The organism is Pseudomonadota bacterium, from assembly GCA_039024915.1.
Classification (GTDB): Bacteria; Pseudomonadota; Alphaproteobacteria; order Rhizobiales; family MH13; genus MH13.
On record JBCCPK010000005.1, the window covers coordinates 288,522 to 307,856 of the forward strand.

At 59.0% G+C, this 19,335-nt stretch carries 14 protein-coding genes; 3 read left to right on the forward strand and 11 right to left on the reverse strand.

What is annotated here, in order from left to right; all coding sequences use genetic code 11:
- Positions 1-48 precede the first annotated feature (48 nt).
- Positions 49-2,802 carry a DNA mismatch repair protein MutS gene (gene mutS, locus AAF739_11920; GenBank protein ID MEM6383374.1) on the reverse strand — a complete coding sequence of 918 codons (2,754 nt, stop codon included), beginning with the start codon at positions 2,800-2,802 and terminating at the stop codon, positions 49-51.
- Between the two features lie 187 nt (positions 2,803-2,989).
- Here mutS and AAF739_11925 point away from each other — a divergent pair, with 187 nt between their 5' ends.
- A complete protein-coding gene (locus AAF739_11925) occupies positions 2,990-5,296 on the forward strand; it encodes an NADP-dependent malic enzyme (GenBank protein MEM6383375.1) in 2,307 nt (768 codons plus the stop codon).
- Positions 5,297-5,308: 12 nt separating this feature from the next.
- On the opposite strand, the gene AAF739_11930 is transcribed toward AAF739_11925, so the two are convergent.
- Positions 5,309-6,523, reverse strand: coding sequence for a GNAT family N-acetyltransferase (locus AAF739_11930; protein ID MEM6383376.1), 1,215 nt, complete (start codon positions 6,521-6,523; stop codon positions 5,309-5,311).
- A 309-nt stretch (positions 6,524-6,832) separates the two neighbouring features.
- The gene (gene dnaJ / locus AAF739_11935) at positions 6,833-7,957 is read right to left on the reverse strand and encodes a molecular chaperone DnaJ (protein ID MEM6383377.1); all 1,125 of its coding nucleotides are present in this window, start codon (positions 7,955-7,957) and stop codon (positions 6,833-6,835) included.
- A gap of 263 nt (positions 7,958-8,220) precedes the next feature.
- Here dnaJ and AAF739_11940 point away from each other — a divergent pair, with 263 nt between their 5' ends.
- On the forward strand, positions 8,221-8,772 hold the full coding sequence (locus AAF739_11940; GenBank protein ID MEM6383378.1) for a MarR family transcriptional regulator: 552 nt from the start codon (positions 8,221-8,223) through the stop codon (positions 8,770-8,772).
- 176 nt (positions 8,773-8,948) lie between these two features.
- On the opposite strand, the gene dnaK is transcribed toward AAF739_11940, so the two are convergent.
- Positions 8,949-10,877, reverse strand: a complete 1,929-nt coding sequence (gene dnaK, locus AAF739_11945; protein MEM6383379.1) for a molecular chaperone DnaK — start codon at positions 10,875-10,877, stop codon at positions 8,949-8,951.
- A gap of 309 nt (positions 10,878-11,186) precedes the next feature.
- On the opposite strand from dnaK, the gene AAF739_11950 reads away from it, so the two are divergent.
- The gene (locus AAF739_11950) at positions 11,187-11,576 is read left to right on the forward strand and encodes a lysozyme inhibitor LprI family protein (protein ID MEM6383380.1); all 390 of its coding nucleotides are present in this window, start codon (positions 11,187-11,189) and stop codon (positions 11,574-11,576) included.
- Between the two features lie 45 nt (positions 11,577-11,621).
- Here the strand turns inward: AAF739_11950 and AAF739_11955 are convergent, their stop codons facing one another.
- The 7 genes from AAF739_11955 to rsmI all read right to left on the reverse strand — a co-directional run bounded on the left by AAF739_11955 (position 11,622) and on the right by rsmI (position 19,101).
- The gene (locus AAF739_11955; GenBank protein ID MEM6383381.1) at positions 11,622-12,740 is read right to left on the reverse strand and encodes a GNAT family N-acyltransferase; all 1,119 of its coding nucleotides are present in this window, start codon (positions 12,738-12,740) and stop codon (positions 11,622-11,624) included.
- Between the two features lie 144 nt (positions 12,741-12,884).
- Entirely contained in the window at positions 12,885-14,636 is a 1,752-nt protein-coding gene (locus tag AAF739_11960; protein ID MEM6383382.1) for a response regulator, read from the reverse strand.
- A 194-nt stretch (positions 14,637-14,830) separates the two neighbouring features.
- Positions 14,831-16,414 carry a YifB family Mg chelatase-like AAA ATPase gene (locus AAF739_11965; protein ID MEM6383383.1) on the reverse strand — a complete coding sequence of 528 codons (1,584 nt, stop codon included), beginning with the start codon at positions 16,412-16,414 and terminating at the stop codon, positions 14,831-14,833.
- 121 nt (positions 16,415-16,535) lie between these two features.
- The gene (locus AAF739_11970; GenBank protein MEM6383384.1) at positions 16,536-16,763 is read right to left on the reverse strand and encodes a hypothetical protein; all 228 of its coding nucleotides are present in this window, start codon (positions 16,761-16,763) and stop codon (positions 16,536-16,538) included.
- A 120-nt stretch (positions 16,764-16,883) separates the two neighbouring features.
- Positions 16,884-17,840: a glutathione synthase gene (gene gshB / locus AAF739_11975; GenBank protein ID MEM6383385.1), complete on the reverse strand. Its 957-nt coding sequence runs from the start codon at positions 17,838-17,840 to the stop codon at positions 16,884-16,886.
- Positions 17,841-17,864: 24 nt separating this feature from the next.
- A complete protein-coding gene (locus tag AAF739_11980) occupies positions 17,865-18,290 on the reverse strand; it encodes a YraN family protein (GenBank protein MEM6383386.1) in 426 nt (141 codons plus the stop codon).
- On the reverse strand, positions 18,271-19,101 hold the full coding sequence (gene rsmI, locus AAF739_11985; GenBank protein ID MEM6383387.1) for a 16S rRNA (cytidine(1402)-2'-O)-methyltransferase: 831 nt from the start codon (positions 19,099-19,101) through the stop codon (positions 18,271-18,273). The genes AAF739_11980 and rsmI overlap by 20 nt, the downstream gene beginning before the upstream one ends.
- Positions 19,102-19,335: the final 234 nt, after the last annotated feature.

Genomic DNA, 19,335 nt, shown 5'->3' on the forward strand with positions numbered 1-19,335 from the left:
GGTCTCATGAAGAGCCATAAGTGGGTGTTTTCCTCAATCGTCGCGCGATCACATCTTGCGAAGCTTTGCGGCGAGATCATAGACGAAATCAAGGGCCTGCCGTGGTGTCATTTGATCGGGGTCTGCCTTGGCCATCAGCTCTGCCAGTCTGGCCTTGGCCGCAGCTTCAATATGTTCGTCGCTCGGCTGCGCTGTTGGAGCAGGCGCCTTAGCCGCTGCAAACAAGGGCAGGCCTTCAAACAGATCATCGTCGCTTTGTCCGTCTGTGCCGTCGACGCGTCTTTCAAGATGATCAAGGACAGCCCGTGCGCGCGTGATCACCGGCGCTGGAAGTCCGGCGAGTTTGGCCACTTGTAGTCCGTAAGACCGGTCGGCAGCGCCGGGTAGAACCTCGTGCAGAAAAATAACCTCGCCTTGCCACTCCTTGACGCTGAGTGTGCGATTTTCGAGGCGAGCAAGACGCTCAGCCAATACAGTCAACTCGTGATAATGGGTGGCAAAAAGGGCGCGCGACTTGCACTGCTCGTGGAGATGCTCAACGCAAGCCCATGCGATCGACAGCCCGTCATAGGTCGCTGTTCCGCGGCCAATCTCATCGAGAATGACCAGGCTTTTTGGACCTGCTTGGTGAAGGATCGCAGCCGTCTCCACCATTTCGACCATAAAGGTCGATCGCCCGCGGGCGAGATCATCTGCAGCCCCAACCCTGCTGAACAGGGCATCGACAATCCCAATTGTAGCGCTGTCAGCGGGTACATAGCAGCCCGCTTGCGCCATGACGGCGATGAGCGCGTTTTGCCGCAGGTACGTCGACTTGCCGCCCATGTTGGGGCCGGTGACGACGTGCACCTTTCCCAACTCATCGCCCTCGTCCCCCAAAGCGCAATCGTTGGAGACAAACTGCGCTCCGCCTTGCCGTTTTAACGCTCGCTCAACGACAGGATGGCGGCCGCCGACGAGGCTGAAGCAGGTATCGTCGCGCATGATAGGACGGATATGCCGATCAAGGATCGCCGTTTCGGCAAGGCCAGCGGCGACATCGAACGTGGCCAAAGCATCAGCGACTGCTTGCAACGGTTCGCGCGCCGCTATCACCGCCTCGCACAGGTCGTGAAACCGATCCAACTCCAGTGCCAGCGCACGGCCGGTCGCGCCTGCTATCTCCGCTTCGAGTTCGGACAGACGCTGGGTTGAAAAGCGCATGGCATTGGCCATGGTCTGACGGTGAAAGTAGGTGTCGGGCGCAGACTGAAGGGGTCCTGCCTGAGCGGAAGGCACCTCAATGAAAAAGCCCAGAAGGCCATTGTGTTTCACCTTCAGTGAGCGCGCGCCGGTCTGTTCACAATAGGTACTTTGAAGCCCTGCGATTACTTTGCGCGTGTCATCACGTAGACGGCGGGCAGCATCGAGGTCGGCATCAACCCCCTCGGCGATAAATCCGCCATCACGCGCAAACAGCGGAAGCTCGTCCGCCAATTCGCTTCCCAGACGGGTACCCAAGCCTTGAGGTCGCGCTTCGAGCTTAGCTCGTGCTTCTTTTAGCAAGATCGCTTCGGTGGCAGCGGGCCAATGTTCAAGCAGCGCCTCAGCCTGAGCGATCGCGGTACCAATGGTCTGCAGGTCGCGCGGTCCAGCCCGCGCGAGCACGACCCGTGCAAGGGCACGCGAAAGATCGGGAAGACCGGCGAGGCTGTTTCGAATGGTCTGACGGGCCGCCTGCGCATCGATGAAGGATGCGACGGCATCCAGACGCGCTTCGATGGTATCGCGCTCCGTCGACGGAGCTGATAGTTGGTCGGCGAGCCGCCGCGTTCCTGCGGCGGTCACGCATCGGTTGATTGCCGCAAGCAAGGTGGTGCCGTCATCGCCGGTTTTCGAGCGGACGATGTCGAGGCTCGTGCGCGTCGCCTCGTCGATCGCCATGGCCGTTCCCAAGCGCTCGCGCACGGGAGGCTTCAAGGCTGCGAAAGCCTGCTTTTGGGTCTGTTCGACATAACCGATTAAGGCTGCAGCCGCCCGGAGTTCGCCACGACTCAATTCCCCAAACGCATCTGCGCTTGCGACGCCGAAGGCCGTCGCAACCCTCTCGGCGGCGTCACCACCATGGAAAAGTACGGCCGGGAGTGGCGACAACGCTCCACCGAGGCGTTCAAGCGTCATGAAGAGGGGAGTTGTATCGGGCGTTAGATTATCTGGGTAAAGCGTTTCCGCTGGCGCGAGGCGCGCGAGCTCGGCATCCAGCCGGGCAGTGGGAAGCGTGGCGAGGTGAAACGATCCCGTCGACAGATCGAGCCAAGCAAGCCCCAGCGAACTGTCGTCAGCTGCGGGTGCAACAGCGGTCAGCCAGTTCGCCGAAGCGGTCGGCAGAAGCCCGTCCTCGGTCAAGGTTCCCGGTGTCACCAATCGCGTGACATCGCGCTTTACAACCGCCTTGGATCCGCGTTTTTTCGCTTCTTTCGGATCTTCGATCTGCTCGCAGACAGCCACCTTGTGACCAGCAGCAATCAGCTTGTGCAGGTAGTCCTGCGCGGCATGCACCGGTACGCCGGCCATTGGGATGTCTTGGCCGCTATGTTTGCCGCGCTTCGTCAGGGCGATGCCAAGCACCTTGGCGGCGATGTGTGCATCGTCAAAAAACAGTTCATAGAAGTCGCCCATCCGAAAGAATAGGAGGCTGTCAGCGTTGGCGGCCTTGATCTCAAGATATTGCGCCATGACCGGCGTCGCACCCTTCGCTGTCGGCGGTGGCTCGTTGAGTGCCGGAGCACGCGCGATTTCATCGGTAGATGGCGGCTTGGTCATGGTGCGTAAACTATCAGAGCAGCGCTGAAAGACCAGTTTGAACTCGGGTTGCACCGCCCCTCACTTGTGGTCAACGTCCCACCAAAAGACGGACAAAAAAGTCGCGGGCGACCGGTGGTTATCGGTGTGCAGCGCATCTAAAGTCCGGCGCTTAACAAGAACAAGAATCCCACAGGACCACGCTGCCATGGCCAAGAAGCTTCCGGGCGATACCCATCTGTCCCGCAACACCTTCGGCTCAAACCGTCCAGCCATTACAGACCAAGATGCGCTCGACTTTCACGCCTACGGGCGCCCCGGAAAACTTGAAGTCATTCCGACCAAACCGATGGCGACGCAGCGCGACCTTTCGCTCGCCTACTCGCCCGGAGTGGCGGTACCGGTCAAAGCGATCGCGGCCAACCCGGACGTCGCCTTTGATTACACCGCCCGGGGCAACATGGTGGCGGTGATATCCAATGGCACCGCGATTTTGGGATTGGGCAACCTCGGCGCGCTTGCATCCAAGCCGGTGATGGAGGGCAAGGCCGTCCTTTTCAAGCGTTTTGCGGACGTGGATTCGATCGATCTTGAAGTCGACACGCAGGATGTGGACGCCTTCATAGATGCAGTCAAACATCTCGGGCCGTCCTTTGGCGGCATCAACCTCGAAGACATCAAGGCCCCCGATTGCTTCATCATCGAATCGCGCTTGCGCGAGGAGATGGATATCCCGGTCTTCCATGACGACCAACACGGTACGGCAATCATAGCACTTGCAGGCTTGATCAACGCACTCGACCTGACCGGTCGCGACATCAAGGAAACAACTTTGGTTTGCAATGGCGCGGGCTCGGCGGCAATCGCCTGCATCGAACTGATCAAGGCGCTCGGCATGCCGGCCGACAACATCATCCTGTGCGACACAAAGGGGGTCATCTACCAGGGTCGTGAAGCGGGGATGAACCAATGGAAGGCAGCCCACGCCACGCGAACCGATGCGCGTACGCTTGAAGAAGCCGTGAAGGGCGCGGATGTCTTTTTCGGCTTGTCTGTCCAAGGCGCGTTGACCCAGGAAATGGTCATGTCGATGGCCGATGATCCCATAATCTTTGCCATGGCCAACCCGGATCCGGAGATTACACCGGAGCAGGTGGCGGAGGTACGCTCGGATGCCATCGTCGCAACCGGGCGGTCGGATTACCCCAATCAAGTCAACAATGTTCTGGGGTTTCCCTACATTTTTCGCGGCGCGCTCGATGTTCGTGCGACCACAATCAACGATGAGATGAAGATCGCGGCCGCGCGTGCGCTCGCCGACCTGGCGCGCGAGGATGTCCCCGACGAAGTGGCCTCGGCCTATCAGGGTGCAAGGCCCCGCTACGGGCCGAACTACATCATCCCGGTTCCTTTTGATCCGCGTCTAATTTCGGCCATCCCAGCGGCGGTCGCCAAAGCTGCTGCAGACACTGGCGTCGCGCGCAGGCCCGTTATCGATGATGCAGGTTACCGCGCCGAACTATCAGCTCGGCGTGATCCTGTCGCTGGGGTCCTCAATCGTATCTATGAGCGCGTCAAGCGGCTCCAAAAGCGCGTTGTGTTCGCTGAAGGTGAAGAAGAGCAGGTCATGCGCGCCGCGGTATCGTTCAGCCATCAGGGTCTCGGTCACGCGATTCTTGTTGGGCGTGAGGATGAGATACGCCGGGTAGCTGAAGATGGTGGTATCGACCTGACCGGTATCGAGATCGCAAACGCGCGCGTATCTTCGAGACAGGAAGACTATGCGGAGTTCCTCTACCAGAGGCTCCAACGCAAGGGTTTCCTGTTCCGTGATTGCCAGCGCATGGTGAACACGGATCGCAACTACTTCGGCGCTTGTATGGTTGCGATGGGCGAAGCCGACTCCATGGTGACGGGAACGACGCGCAATTATTCGGTGGCGCTGCAGGTGATCCGGCGTGTGGTCGATGCGAAGCCCGGGCACAGGGTGATCGGGGCATCACTGTGTCTGGCGCGCGGGCGAACGGTCCTGATTGCAGATACCGCCGTGCACGATATGCCGACGTCTGAAGAACTTGCCGATATTGCCGAAGAAGCAGCTGGCGTTGCTCGACGTCTTGGCTACGAGCCGAGAGTTGCGATGTTGGCGTACTCCACCTTCGGCCATCCTCCCGGCGAGCGGTCGGAGCGTGTGCAAGAGGCGGTACGCATACTCGACAAGCGCCGGGTCGATTTTGAGTACGACGGTGAAATGAACGCCGATGTGGCGTTGAACATGCAGATCATGGAGCAATACCCATTCTGCCGATTGTCTGGTCCTGCGAACGTGCTTGTCATGCCAGCGTTCCACTCGGCCTCTATCGCTACAAAAATGCTTGAAGAACTGGGTGGGTCGACCGTGATCGGCCCACTGCTTGTCGGCATAGATAAACCGATCCAGATTGCGCGGCTGGGCGCAGGCGATAGCGAGATCGTGAATATGGCGGTGCTATCCGCCTATAATGTTAGCGCTTAGTGCGGGTAGCGTTTAGGCGGCCTTGAGGATGCGCACGCGCAAAGCCTGGGGCATGGCCATCAGCAGTTTTTTGGCAAACGGGCGTAGGCCTTGCAGGATGCCAATTCGATAGGCCCAACCCTTGAGGCTGCGCGGCACCATCACGTCGGTGACCGGCAGCGCATTGGTGCTCCATGATTGCTTGTAGTCGGCCATGGGAGCAAGCAGATCGTATGCTGGCCAACCATTCTCCAATCCGTGGCGAACCGTCAGTTCCATCTGCACCTTGCCCGGGCTGCGCGCCTCATAGGCCGGATCGTACATTCCCATGAATGCCATGCTGGCCGATCGATCAATGAGGGCTATCTCGATGGCAATTGGGGTTTCGTCCAACCAAAGTACCCGGAGGCCTAGTGGATTGTCCGGGTCCTGGCATTCCGCCAACGCCTCAAGAGTTTTAAGGGACAGAGTGTCCATGAATGCGCGGCTAGAGAGACCACGCGCAGCGAGCCAGTCTTTCTTCCACGCAAGCGCAAGTTCGCAAAGCTGCCGGGCCTGTCCACCAGGTTTGACCAAGGAAAACCGTAGTTCGCCCATTTCCTCCAGCCGCCGGCGTTTGAGACGCAGTCCCTTGCGCGTCGATCGTGAGAAGCGGGCGAAGTATGTTTCTGCCGATTGAAACCCGCGTAAGTCGGCAATTGCCGCCTCGCGGCCCTCACCTACCTGCCAGCGTTCGGTCGGCATCACGAGCGCGACGCGAGCGTCCGCCCGAACACTCCGAAGCAACAGGCCGTCGATTTTCCATCCATCGATGGCCTCAAAAAGGGCTTGCCGAACCTTCACATGATCCGCCTGGGGATCAAGGAGTACATCGCCATACTGGATGAGTGGTTCCCCGACCCACTCAACAATCGAGAGGCCTCGATTTTCCCGTTGTGCAAGCGGTGCAAGGCAGACCAATTGGCCCGCGCTGTTACGTATGCAAACGATCCGAGCGCGGTATCTAGGGTCATCGCCAAAGGCGTAGTTTTCAAGCCAAGTCAGGCAAAACGCGAAGACTTGGAAACCCGTTGAGCCTTCGCTTATGCCTTCAAGTCGACACCATTCCTCCCCCAGAGCAGCAACGGCTTGGCGGTCGTGGACCTCGCTGAAGGTGTAATTACCCCCAACCCCAGTTTTACCGTTCGCCTCGATCGCGGAACTTGGTGCATCGGTCAGGGTTTGCAGAGTTTGGTCGATGCTGAGCATGGAGGCATATGGATCGAATCGGTTGCGAATCCACACACCCTTAGCGCCAGCTGCTTAAGATTTGAGGAAACCGGATTGTTCTCAAATCCTTAAAACGACACGCGCGTCCTGCAGCTGGGATGGCGAAAAGCCCTGATATGTCTGGATTTGAAACATCGTGCGGTCCAGGCATCGTAAGGTTTTGGTAACGCTGGCAGCACTTTACAAACCCGCCATTCAACCAGAACACAGCCATCGGTTCTGGCGCGTTAGCCGGGCCCGAACCCCTCGGGATTGAGGGTTGACGCTCCGGTAGCTAATCGCAGACATCTATCCCCCGAAGAAGTCCTTGACCTTGGAAAAGAAGCCATCCGTCTCAGGATTATTGTGCGCACCGCTTTCTTCTTCGAACGCTTCGAGCAATTCGCGTTGTTTACGCGTCAAGTTCTGCGGTGTTTCAACAACCACCTGAACGTACATGTCTCCGGCATCGCGCTGCCGGAGAATGGGCATACCCTTCCCGCGCAAGCGAAACTGCTTCCCGGTTTGCGTGCCGTCTGGCACTTTTACCCTCGCGCGCCCACCATCAAGCGTTGGGACTTCAAAGGCGCCCCCCAAAGCGGCCGTTACGATTGAGATTGGCGCGCGGCAAAACAGATCAGCACCGTCGCGCTGAAAAATCGAGTGCGGGGTGATCGAGACAAAAATGTAAAGATCGCCTGCTGGCGCTCCCCGGACGCCTGCTTCGCCCTCTCCTGCGACGCGTATGCGGTTGCCATCATCGATACCTGCAGGGATGTTGACCGATAAGGTGCGCTCCTGCACGACGCGGCCGGAGCCGGAACATGTCTCACAGGGATCCTTGATAACCTCGCCGCGTCCACCGCACGTTGGGCAGGTTCGTTCGACGGCGAAGAAGCCTTGGCTCATCCGCACTTTGCCCATCCCGCCGCAGGTTCCGCATGTAACCGGGCTGGTTCCCGGCTTGGCTCCCGAGCCGCTGCAGGTCTCGCAAACCACTGAGGTCGGTAACTGCAGGTCGACGGTTTTTCCTTCGAAAGCTTCTTCGAGCGAAATCTCTAGATTGTAGCGGACGTCCGATCCGCGTGCTGCTCCACTGCCACCACGACGGCGGCCGCCCATGAACTCACCAAATATCTCTTCGAAGATGTCGCCCATTCCGGCGCCACCCATGCCCGCGCCGCCAAACCCGCCGCCCATCCCGCCTTGTTCAAACGCTTGATGGCCGAAACGATCGTATGCCGCGCGTTTCTGGTCGTCGCGAAGGACCTCATAGGCCTCATTGACTTGCTTGAACTTCTGCTCCGCCTCCCCATCGCCAGGATTGCGATCAGGGTGGTACTGCATCGCCTTTTTGCGGAAGGCGCTCTTGAGCGTCTTTTCATCGGCATCGCGAGCAACGCCCAAAAGGTCATAAAAGTCGGGTTTAGCCATGGAGATCGGAAAGGCGCGTTGAGTGGGTTCAAAGGCTTCGGTGAGCAGGTGGACGTTCGGTGTCAGTCTCGCCCATACCTGTCAACTGGGACGGGCGGCTGTACGCAGCAAATGTAGGTACCCAACCGCCTCATTCTAGTAGGGGTTGCCAGCTTTGCGCAGCAAGCATGTACAAAGGTTTGCCGAAAGATCTAGGTTCATTCCGTCAAGATGCGAAGTATCAGTAGCTTGAACGTCATAGCCCTCCGCGATAGGTGCGTGGGATGGCGAAGAAAAAACACCGCAGCAAACCGGGCGACAAGCGCTCAACAAAACGCGACCTTGATACGAGGGACGCTGGCGAAAATCGGACTGATATGGGCGCTGAAAGGCGTGCTGTAGCGACACAGACCTCCGCACTTGTCGATCTGCTCGAGCGTTTCGAACCTCTCTGGCGAGCTTACCAGGCTGGGAGCCTTCCCAAGACCACCAGCGTTTCGCGCATGCGCGTTCTGTCCTTGCTTGCTGATCAAGGTCCGATGACCATGACGGAATTGAAGCTGGCAATGGGCGTTTCGGCGCAGAACATCACCGGGCTTGTCGATCGATTGGAGGCCAGCAACGAGGTGGAGCGTCAGCCTGATCCGGCAGACCGGCGAAAGATCATCGTCAAGTTATTCAAGCCACTCAAGGACACCGTTCGAGCGTATCGCGATGATCACCGGCGTCAGGTTGGCCAAGTATTCGACACGCTATCGTTCAAAGAGCAGAAGCAGCTTTCGCGGGCTTTATCAAAGCTTGTGAACATTCTGGAGGATAGGGCCAACGCGCAATAATGCGCAGCCTAGCGGACTCGGCAACCGGCAAGACGACACCACGGTAAGATTGGGACAGACCGGCAATGATTGGCGTCTTTGAAACAGCGTCTAAGCCATGAAGGATCGCAGGTACAAAAAAACCCGGCGCTTTGGAGCGCCGGGTTTGTCTAAGCCATTAGCTTAATAGCCTCCAGCTACGACGCTTTCTTCTGATCGTCATCGTCGACATCTTCGAACTCGGCGTCGACGACATCATCATCCTGCATCGTATCGGCAGCCTCGTCTGCTGCAGCGTCGGCAGCGGCATCAGCTTCCGCTTGGCTCTCGGCGTACATCGCCTCGCCAAGCTTCATCGAGGCGGTCGCGAGCGCCTGAGCTTTCTCGTCAATGGCGTCTTTATCGTCACCTTCAAGCGCAGACTTCAGATCAGCGATCGCAGCTTCAATGGCCGACTTGTCATCGTCGCCGACCTTGTCGCCATAATCGGATAGGGCTTTCTCGGACGAGTGAACCAGCGCTTCGCCTTGGTTCTTCGCCTCCACAAGCTCACGCCGCTTCTTGTCGTCCTCGGCATGGCTTTCGGCGTCCTTGACCATTTGCTCGATGTCATCATCGGAAAGACCACCGGAGGCCTGGATGCGGATTTGCTGCTCCTTATTGGTGCCCTTGTCCTTCGCCGAAACGTTCACGATGCCGTTGGCGTCGATGTCGAAGGTCACCTCAATCTGCGGCATGCCACGCGGCGCCGGTGGAATGCCCACCAGATCGAACTGGCCGAGGATCTTATTGTCCGCCGCCATTTCGCGCTCGCCCTGGAAGACGCGGATCGTCACAGCTGACTGATTGTCTTCGGCGGTCGAGAAAACCTGGCTCTTCTTGGTCGGGATCGTCGTGTTGCGGTCGATCAGGCGGGTGAACACGCCACCGAGCGTCTCGATACCCAGCGAAAGCGGCGTAACGTCCAGCAACAGAACGTCCTTGACGTCCCCCTGCAGCACGCCGGCTTGGACGGCTGCACCGATGGCAACAACCTCGTCAGGGTTCACACCCTTGTGTGGCTCCTTACCGAAGAACTCTTTGACGGTTTCCTGCACCTTGGGCATGCGGGTCATACCGCCTACAAGGACAACCTCGTCGATGTCGCCTGCCTTCAGGCCGGCATCCTTGAGAGCTGCGCCCATGGGCTTGACGGTCCTCTTAACGAGATCGTCTACCAATGTTTCGAACTTTGCCCGGGTCAGCTTCATCGTCAGGTGCTTCGGTCCCGAAGCATCGGCGGTGATGAAGGGCAGGTTGATCTCGGTCTGGGTCGAAGAGGACAGCTCAATCTTCGCTTTCTCAGCAGCTTCTTTCAGGCGCTGAAGCGCAAGCTTGTCCTTCTTGAGATCGACGCCCTGCTCTTTCTTGAACTCGTCCGCCAGATATCCAACCAGACGCATGTCGAAATCTTCGCCGCCCAGGAACGTGTCCCCGTTGGTCGACTTCACTTCAAAGACCCCATCGCCGATTTCGAGAATCGACACGTCGAACGTACCACCACCAAGATCGTAGACGGCGATGGTCTTCCCGTCATTCTTCTCAAGCCCGTAGGCAAGGGCAGCGGCGGTCGGCTCGTTGATGATGCGCAGAACCTCAAGGCCTGCAATCTTGCCCGCGTCTTTCGTGGCCTGGCGCTGTGCGTCGTTGAAGTAGGCGGGAACGGTGATCACGGCTTGATCAACGGTTTCGCCGAGGAAGGCTTCGGCTGTTTCCTTCATCTTCTGCAGAATGAAAGCCGAAATCTGTGACGGCGAATAATCGGTGTCGCTGACCTTCACCCACGCATCACCGCCTTCAGCTTTCACGATTTCAAAAGGAACGAGCTCTTTGTCTTTTTTGACCGCTGGATCATCGTAACGCCGACCGATCAAGCGTTTGACCGCGAACAGCGTACCGTCAGGATTGGTCACGGCCTGACGCTTCGCGGGCTGCCCGACCAAACGTTCGCCATCGTCGGTAAAGGCGACCATAGACGGTGTTGTCCGTGCACCTTCCGCGTTCTCGATGACTTTAGGGCTCTTGCCGTCCATGACGGCGACGCAGGAATTGGTTGTTCCCAAATCAATACCAATGACTTTCGCCATGGATGTTACCTCATACAGTTTCGGCAGATCGCCCGGACCCGTATCATCGATCGTTTCGATCAACAGCGTTCCAGAGAAGCGCGAGCGGATATCAGAAAAACCGCAGCGAAGCGATCCCCAAGGGAAATATTGAAGACTTTGGCAGACCGGCAAACAGCGCCAGTCGGCGACGAGCGATATATAGGAAGGTGCTTTTCGGGCTGCAAGGCGCAGTGACGATGGCGCGGGGATGCGGTGTCGTTTCCATCGTTATTGCGGCATGATTGGACTAATCGCCCGGTTACGCCCCAATCAAATTGACCTATCGTAATGTCCAGCTTACGCGCTTGGACGGGGGTCTACATGCCGCAATACCGGCTCTTGAATGGCATTGTACTGGCTAGCTTGGTGCTGGCCCTTGTCGCACTAGCCGCGCCCATGCCTGGTCAGGCACAATCGTTTAGCTGCGCCAGCGCGGGCACGAGTACTGAGCATGCGATCTGCGCAAACAAATTCTTGGGTAATCTCGACCTCGAAATGGTTGCGCAATACCAGCGCCTTCGCAGCGTCATGAACGCAACCCAGCGCGCGGGCCTGCAGGAGGATCAGCGGCGCTGGCTTCGTCAACGCAACCGGTGCGGCGGGGCTTATGGCTGCCTAGAAGTCGAGTACAGCAATCGGATTTCTGCACTGATCGAGTGGCGCGCTGATCTGTATTAAGCTCCGCGCAGGCGCCGTAAGCGCATGTGCGAAACGCAGATATTTTCAGCTCACCTTGCGCCGTGCCGCGTCGGCTCCATAGAAGCTTATATACCTGTGCGAAATCTCTTCGACCGGCAGCACGATCAACACATCGGTCGTCCCGAACTGATGATCCACAACCGCTCCCTCGCCCACCTTCCCGCCAAGGCGCAGATAGCCTTTGACCAGAGCGGGAAGCGCGCGAAGGGCTTTTTTCGGATCAATCGCTTCGACAGGTAGCTTCTCCATCGGCTCGAACCGGCTTTCAACGGCATTTGTACGCCATCTTGCATCCGCCATGGCAAAATGATGCAGGTAGGCAAGCGGCAGTGCGAGCGCGTTCGGGTCTGTCCCTTCGAGGCTGGCGCATCCGAAAAGAACATCAATCTTTCGGCTGACAACGTAGCTCCAGATGCCATGCCACAGCAGCTCTACCGTTCGTTTCGACCTGTACGGTGCCCGAACGCATGACCGGCCCAATTCGAGAAAGCGCAGGCTGGGGTGTCGGCCAATCAGCGTTCCGATGTCGAATTCGCTTTGGGAGTAAAAGCCCCGGTTCTGCTCGGCGACCTGTTGGGTCATGAGCCTGTAGGTGCCAACAACCGCCGGCCCACCGGTATCTGGATCAGGCGGCCCCTGATGGTCGAGCACAAGCAGGTGATCGCACAATCGGTCGTAGGCGTCGAAGTCGCGCCGCAACAGGCGGCGCATCGGCCCCGGCCTGGCCTTCATCTCCTGGTAGAAAATTTCATAGCGCAGCCTCTGGGCACGGTGCAGATCCGTTGCGGACTGAGCAAGGCGTACCTCAAGCGACCCGATGGACCCTAATACAGGGTTCGATAGGGCTGCCTCGGCGTCGGCCTCATCTGGCAAATACAGAGGGGTCCCTGGAAGCGGCAGACTGTTGCTGCGCCCTTTGCTTGCCATCGGATCAGGCGCGCTTGATGGCCGGTTTAATTTTCCTTCGGACGCAGCTTGGGACCGGGGAAAACGGCCATAGCCTGTCGCTAGAAGGGCGGTCCACGCATCACCCTTGGATCGCAGCATATCCGAGACGATCGAGAACGGACCGCCAGCCTTCTCGAAAGGCGCTTCTGCTTTGCAGGCGGCAGCTCTTTTTTCTGGCGTGACAGTTCGTGGCATTTCCATCGCCGGGCGTTTCGGGCGGACTGATCAATGGTGTGTTCGCTGCCCTGTGTTTAGCCAGTCGATCGGGTTTGCGCCACCGATTTGAGCAGTGATTAAGTGTGCTTTCGACGTTAATCGGGCGCGGTATCTGGCTGGACTTTACCCGTCCACGAGCTTCTCGAGCTCGTCAGGCGTCACTGGCTTTTGCGCGAAGCCGTCAAACCCCGCTTTAGCCAGCTTGCTGTCAATTTCCGGGTCTGTGTTCCCCGAAATAGCAATAATACGCCCGGTAAATCCCTGCGCTCGGATCTGTCGAGCGGCGGCAAAACCATCGAGAACTGGCATGGAAAGATCGAGAAGGATCATGTCAAACGGTGAGCCTGCTTGATCGTGAGCTAACGCGATCGCCCGCGCACCATCGTCAACAGTCATGACGGTGTGGCCTGCCCGCTCCAGCGCTGCTTTGACGAGAAGTGCGTTCACCGGACTATCGTCGGCGAGCAAGATGCTTTTGGCTTCACTGATTGCAACGCAGGAAGAGGGTTCGCGATCAGCTGGATCGTTGCGGAAGCCGCTGTCCTGGTCTGACTGAAAACGGTCAGTCAGCATGGCTATCATGGACGCCCGGCGAACCGGCCGCATCAGGTAGCCACCGAAGCCGGCCCGTTGAAGCTCTGCGAGTTCGTTGCGCTCCTCAGCGTTGATCAATACGACAGGTCGGATTCCGGTTCCGGGCAGGCATAATCGCGCCCATAGGACAGCGTGGCTGAACCGATGATCGATCAGGACGTGGTCGGTGTTGTGCGGTGGGCCGTTCAGCTGCGCAGCATCGCTCACCAGCCGGGTCGTAGCACCAGCGGCTCGCAGGGACGCCGCCAAGGTCTCTGCTTCGATGGAGATCTGCTCATCTTCGTCTGCTAGCATCGCGATTAAAACACGAAGGCCATCAAGCGGCCCGACGTCGGCAGAAAGGGCGATTGGACAATCCTCGATCGGGATGGCCAATCGCATGCACGTCCCGCTGGCTGGCTCTGAGTGGGCCAACTCAAGTGTCCCACCCATGGCGGTCGCCAAACCCCGAGAAAGTGGTAAGCCTAGCCCGGTACCCTGGGTTCCCATGATATGGGCGCTTTTTGATCGACCAAATGGTTCGAAAATCAAGCCTTGTTCACCAGGTTCGATGCCATCGCCGGTATCGCTGACTTCGATGATAAGCGTTGCGTCCGCGTCAGGTGATTTCGCCGTCACCGGTTTTGCCAGGAGCGGCTCAAAATCATGATGCGTTGCAGCCGGCTTATGGCTGAGGCGAACATCGACGCGAACACCTCCGCTGCGCGTGAATTTTACAGCGTTTGAAACGAGATTTGTAAGAATCTGACGCACGCGAGCGGCATCGACACGAAGGGGGTAGGCGATACTTGGATCAACGAAGCTGCCCAGCGCCAGGCCGTGTGCGTGGGCCGCAGGCGCGGCAAGCTCCAAAGTCTGGTTCACAAGCTGATCGATATCGCAAGGCGTGCGCTTGATCGGCACCGCGCCAGATTGCAGCGCCGTCAAATCCAGCAGGTCATTGACGAGGGTCAACAACACGTCCGCGCTGCTTTGTATCGCTTCAAGATAGTTGCGCTGGGCCTTGTCGAGGGTTGTGTCGGCCAGAAGATGGGCCATTCCAAGGATGCCATTGAGCGGATTGCGCATTTCATGGCTGACAGCGCCTATGAGACGCACGGCTTCGTGACGCGCTGCGCCGTCATCGGTGCTTGGTGATGCGGCGTCGGCCGAGCCGGCTTGACCTTGCCGACCGTGCTCTGTCGCGTTTGAACGATCCGTTGCGCCGGCACTCTGCATGGAGCGGCCGCGGTTGTGTGGGGTGCGCGAGTTGCTTTGCGTCTTGGTTGGCGAGCGGCTCATCGATCCTGCGCCTGCGTTCGTAATCGACAGGTGACGCCGAATGCCGAAAACGCGGCATCTGAGGGCGACATACGGTTCAACATTAAAACCGTATGGTTAACAAGCGTTCACTACGCCGGCTTGGTATCGGATGAACGGTGACCACGCATAAGCTGCAAACCAGCTGCGCGGGGGCCGCTACAGGCTGTTGTGCTTTACGCAGCGACCCGGATTCCGGGCTCAAAGCCACGATATCCAAGCGCTTCCGCGAGATGTGGGCGGCGGACCTCATCGCTTGCAGCGAGATCGGCGATGGTCCTGGCAACCCTGAGGACCCGGAAGTAGCCCCTCGCTGACAACTCGGCTTGATCAGCTGCCTGCGCCAGAAGTTGCTGTGCTGCATCGTCGAGAGAAATCTGCTTCTCGATTTCCGACTGGCTGACCCTCGCATTGACCGTCGCTCGGGCCATCTGGCCTTGTCCGGCTTGTTGACGCGCGGAGCGACCCGTCATGTGATTGTCGTCGCCAGTGTACCGGTGCAGTTGCCGCTCGCGGGCGTCTGCCACACGGGCTGCCACCTGCGAACTCGTCTCGCGCTGACCCGGGTCTGAGAGATCGCGTGCTGTGACCGCAGGTACATCGATGCGCAGATCTATCCGATCCATCAATGGACCTGAGACCCGGTTTTGGTAATCGGATGCGCATTTAGCCCCCCGGCTGCAGACATGGCCGGGCTCTCCAGCATGCCCGCATCGGCACGGATTCATGGCTGCGATCAGCTGAAAAGCAGCCGGATAGGTCACATGATGGTTGGCGCGCGCGATCTGACAGACGCCCGTCTCAAGCGGCTGGCGAAGGCTGTCGAGGACCTGGGGCGAAAACTCGGGCAATTCGTCGAGGAACAGAACGCCATGGTGGGCCAGCGAGATTTCGCCGGGTCTAGCCCGCATGCCGCCGCCGACCAGTGCCGCCATCGATGCCGAATGGTGCGGCGCCCGGAAAGGCCTCTTGTCGCTCAAGGCACCTGCCTCAAGCGTTCCCGCGAGCGAACAGACAACGGAAAGATCCAGTAATTCACGCGGGCTGAGCGGCGGGAGCAAGGCGGGTAACCGTGCCGCTAACATGGATTTGCCCGAACCCGGAGGCCCAATCATCAGAAGATTGTGGCCACCGGCGGCCGCAATCTCCAGAGCGCGTTTGGCGCCATGCTGCCCACGGACATCGTGCAGATCGGGCAGCCCTTCGGTCCACTGGTTGCGGATGGCCGGTCGCGGCCGACTGAGCAGCTGCCGTCCTTCAAGGTGATTGGTTAGGTCGATCAGCGATTTGGCAGCGATGATATCCAATCCCTCGCCCGCCCAGGCTGCCTCCGAACCTGACGCATGAGGGCAGATCAGCCCCTCTTGCCGACCCACGGCCATCATCGCTGCTGGCAGGACGCCCGAGACAACAGCAAGCTGGCCGTCCAATGACAGTTCCCCGAGCACGACATGTCCGGCTATGGCGTCGGCTGGTACCGCCCCCATCGCCGCCATGATGCCCAGTGCGATAGGCAAATCGAAATGGCTTCCCTCTTTGGGCAAATCCGCCGGAGCGAGATTGACCGTGATGCGCTTGGCCGGCAGCGCCATGCCGCAGGCGACCAGCGCCGACCTGACGCGCTCCCGGCTTTCGGCGACAGCTTTATCGGGCAGTCCAACAATCGAAAAACCGACCAGGCCCGATGAGATATGCACCTGCACATCCACGGGGACTGCATCAACTCCTTGGAATGCAACGGTGGTTACGCGCGAAACCATGACCGCGATCCTTTCGTTTCCAGAAAAGATCAAACCATGGCTGGTTCGAACAAACAAGAACAAAAATAGAACATTAGTCGCTTCTAAACGATCGTAGACGCTGCTCGACGAAGGTTTGAGATCAGCTGTCTGCAGATTTGCGCTCGCGACGCCGGTTGAGCCAACCACCAAAATCGATGACGGTCATCAATGCGCCAGGTATAGCAAGAAGGACAGGTAAGCCGGTGAAAGCGCTCAAGAGAACCACGTTCAGCGTAATCCCTGCGAGGAAGGATCCGAAAGCACTGTCGCACGAAAAGGTCGCGCCGGCTGGCACGCACAGGCCGCTCGCCGGCAGGAACCAGAGCATCAAAAAGCTCAATACGACCGCAAACAGGTCACGGTAGCCGACAAGCCGGCAGAGCCAAAGGAGAACCCGCTTGAAGACAGATGGTTTGTCGCGCCTCGCCCTCACCATCAGTGCCGATAGTTAGCGCGCCAATCTATGCTTCTCTTCAATCGCATCCCACATTGCCGCCGCTGCGTTGCCGCCACCCAGGTTTGCCAGCGCGCGAATGCCGGTCGGAGAGGTCACGTTGATCTCCGTGATGAAGCGGCCGATCACGTCGATGCCGACAAACAGAAGCCCCATCTCCCGCAGAGTGGGCCCGATGGCCGCGCAGATCTCCCGATCGCGATCGGTCAGCTCGGTTGCTTCAGCCCGACCGCCGACCACCATGTTGGATCGCAGGTCGCCCTGAGCGGGCACCCGATTGATGAGGCCAAACGGCTCCCCCTGAACCAGCAAGATCCGCTTATCGCCCTGCGCGATCTCCGGCAGGAAGGTCTGCACCACCCAGGGTTCGGGAAAAAGATCGCCGAACAGTCCAAGAAGCGATCCCAGATTCTGGTCGCCCTCCCGCAGCCGCACAACGCCCTTGCCGCCATGGCCGTAGAGCGGCTTGATGACGATATCCCCATGCTCTGCCCAGAAGGCCTCGATGGCCGCTTTGTCTTCGGTGATCAGTGTGGGGGGCATCAGATCCGGGAAGCGCATCACGAGAATTTTTTCGGGCGCGTTGCGAACCGCGGTCGGATCATTGACCACGAGCGTCGGTCCGGTTGTCTGCACGGTCTCAAGCATGTGCGTCGAGGTTATGTAGGCCATATCGAAAGGCGGGTCCTGGCGCAGCAGGATGACGTCAAACTCAGTCAGTTCGCGCCGGACCTGATCGCCCAAAGTGACGTGATCACCCACCACATCGCGGACCTGCGCACTGTGCACCGACGCGGTCACGTGACCCGCCTGAAAGGCCATAGTTTGGGGCGTATACACGCTGAGCGTATGACCACGCGCCTGTGCCTCAAGCAGCATGGCAAAGGTCGAATCGCCTGCAATGTTAATCGACTGAATGGGGTCCATTTGGACCGCAACGGACAAACCCATCGCACGTACCGTCGTCTGGGCTGCTCAGAAACCGTCGTCCTGCGCAGCGGGGAAAGCGTTGGGGATATGGACGGGATCAACGCCCGGCGCAACCAGCACGACATCGCAGCGAATGGATCTTGTCGCGGCGCGCTCTCCGCTCGGATCGTGTATCGCCAGCCAGGCACGCAGCCCCGTGCGAATGCGCGCCTGCTGGCGGGCGCTGAGCGATTCCGCACCCGCAGAGAGCTTCGCGCGCGCTTTGACTTCGACGAAGATCAATGTCTCGGCGTCCTCCATAATCAAATCGAGTTCACCGCCCTTCATCCGGGCGCGCCTATCGATCTCGACAAACCCCAGCGCTTCCAGCCACCGCGCGGCCACATCCTCGGCGTCGACACCACGCTGAAACGCAGCCTGCCGGTCGACCGGGTCGCGCGTTCGTGGTTTACTAATCGCCTTCTTCATCATGCTCGTCCGCGGTGAGTTCCAGAGCTCTTTGATAGACATCGCGTCGGCGCAGTCCAAAGCTCTGTGCAACCTGCTTGGCAGCGTCTTTTAGGCTTTCGGTCACCAGGGCTTGGCGCAATGCTGCGTCGAGCTCATCGGCATCTGGCGCCGTCGGCGGGGCTGGCCCGACCAGGATCACGATCTCCCCGCGTGGTTTCTCCTGCAGGCGATAGTGGTCCGCAAGCTCGGCGAGGGTCTCGCCTTGGATGGTCTCAAAGCGCTTGGTGAGTTCCCGTGCGACACGTGCCGGCCTTCCGCCTCCGAAAATATCAACCAAGCTCTCCAAAGTGTCCGCGAGGCGGCTGGGGGCTTCGTAGAAGCACAGAGTGTGTCGTTCCCTATTCAACTCTTCCAATACGCGCCGACGCGCAGAGGCTTTGGATGGCAAAAAGCCAGCAAAAAGAAACCGATCGGTCGGTAGACCAGCAATCGACAGAGCGGTAATGATCGCGCTCGGACCTGGGATGGCGACAACGGAATGCCGGGCGTCTCGCGCCGCCTCGACCAGCTTATAGCCAGGGTCCGCGATGAGCGGTGTACCTGCATCAGAGATCAGAGCAACCGATTGCCCCTGCTCGAGCCGCTTAAGCAGCGCAGGCCGCGCGCGGTCGCCATTGTGATCATGATAGGCGGTAAGCGGCGTCGAGATCCCGTAACGATCGCACAATGTTCGGCTGGCCCGCGTATCTTCGCACGCGATCACATCACAGGAAGCGAGGGTTTCCAACGCTCGCACGGTGATGTCACCGAGGTTACCGATTGGTGTCGCCACGATGTACAAGCCAGCTGAAAGAGACGGCGCCTCGTAGGTGGCAGGCCCGATCGAAAAGCGACCCTGTGTTTGCAAATCGTTAACCATCCGCTGAACAAAGAGAGTGTTAACCCAGATTTCGAGGAGTTTGCCCGTCCATTTTCTTGCTTTATCTGTTTTTTTCGCCCGATTGTCGTTAAAGCGACTGGTTAAGGCAGGGTTTGAAGCTCCGGGCGGGGGTTGAAGTCGGGCGAA

Bases quoted from the DNA above. Each gene is read 5' to 3' on its own strand.
- mutS (MEM6383374.1), bottom strand. From the start codon at position 2,802: ATGACCAAGCCGCCATCTACCGATGAAATCGCGCGTGCTCCGGCACTC.
- AAF739_11980 (MEM6383386.1), bottom strand. From the start codon at position 18,290: ATGATGAAGAAGGCGATTAGTAAACCACGAACGCGCGACCCGGTCGAC.
- AAF739_11940 (MEM6383378.1), top strand. From the start codon at position 8,221: ATGGCGAAGAAAAAACACCGCAGCAAACCGGGCGACAAGCGCTCAACA.
- AAF739_11930 (MEM6383376.1), bottom strand. From the start codon at position 6,523: ATGCTCAGCATCGACCAAACTCTGCAAACCCTGACCGATGCACCAAGT.
- AAF739_11950 (MEM6383380.1), top strand. From the start codon at position 11,187: ATGTCCAGCTTACGCGCTTGGACGGGGGTCTACATGCCGCAATACCGG.
- AAF739_11960 (MEM6383382.1), bottom strand. From the start codon at position 14,636: ATGAGCCGCTCGCCAACCAAGACGCAAAGCAACTCGCGCACCCCACAC.
- gshB (MEM6383385.1), bottom strand. From the start codon at position 17,840: ATGGGTTTGTCCGTTGCGGTCCAAATGGACCCCATTCAGTCGATTAAC.
- dnaK (MEM6383379.1), bottom strand. From the start codon at position 10,877: ATGGCGAAAGTCATTGGTATTGATTTGGGAACAACCAATTCCTGCGTC.
- AAF739_11965 (MEM6383383.1), bottom strand. From the start codon at position 16,414: ATGGTTTCGCGCGTAACCACCGTTGCATTCCAAGGAGTTGATGCAGTC.
- AAF739_11925 (MEM6383375.1), top strand. From the start codon at position 2,990: ATGGCCAAGAAGCTTCCGGGCGATACCCATCTGTCCCGCAACACCTTC.
- dnaJ (MEM6383377.1), bottom strand. From the start codon at position 7,957: ATGGCTAAACCCGACTTTTATGACCTTTTGGGCGTTGCTCGCGATGCC.
- AAF739_11970 (MEM6383384.1), bottom strand. From the start codon at position 16,763: ATGCTCTGGTTCCTGCCGGCGAGCGGCCTGTGCGTGCCAGCCGGCGCG.
- AAF739_11955 (MEM6383381.1), bottom strand. From the start codon at position 12,740: ATGCCACGAACTGTCACGCCAGAAAAAAGAGCTGCCGCCTGCAAAGCA.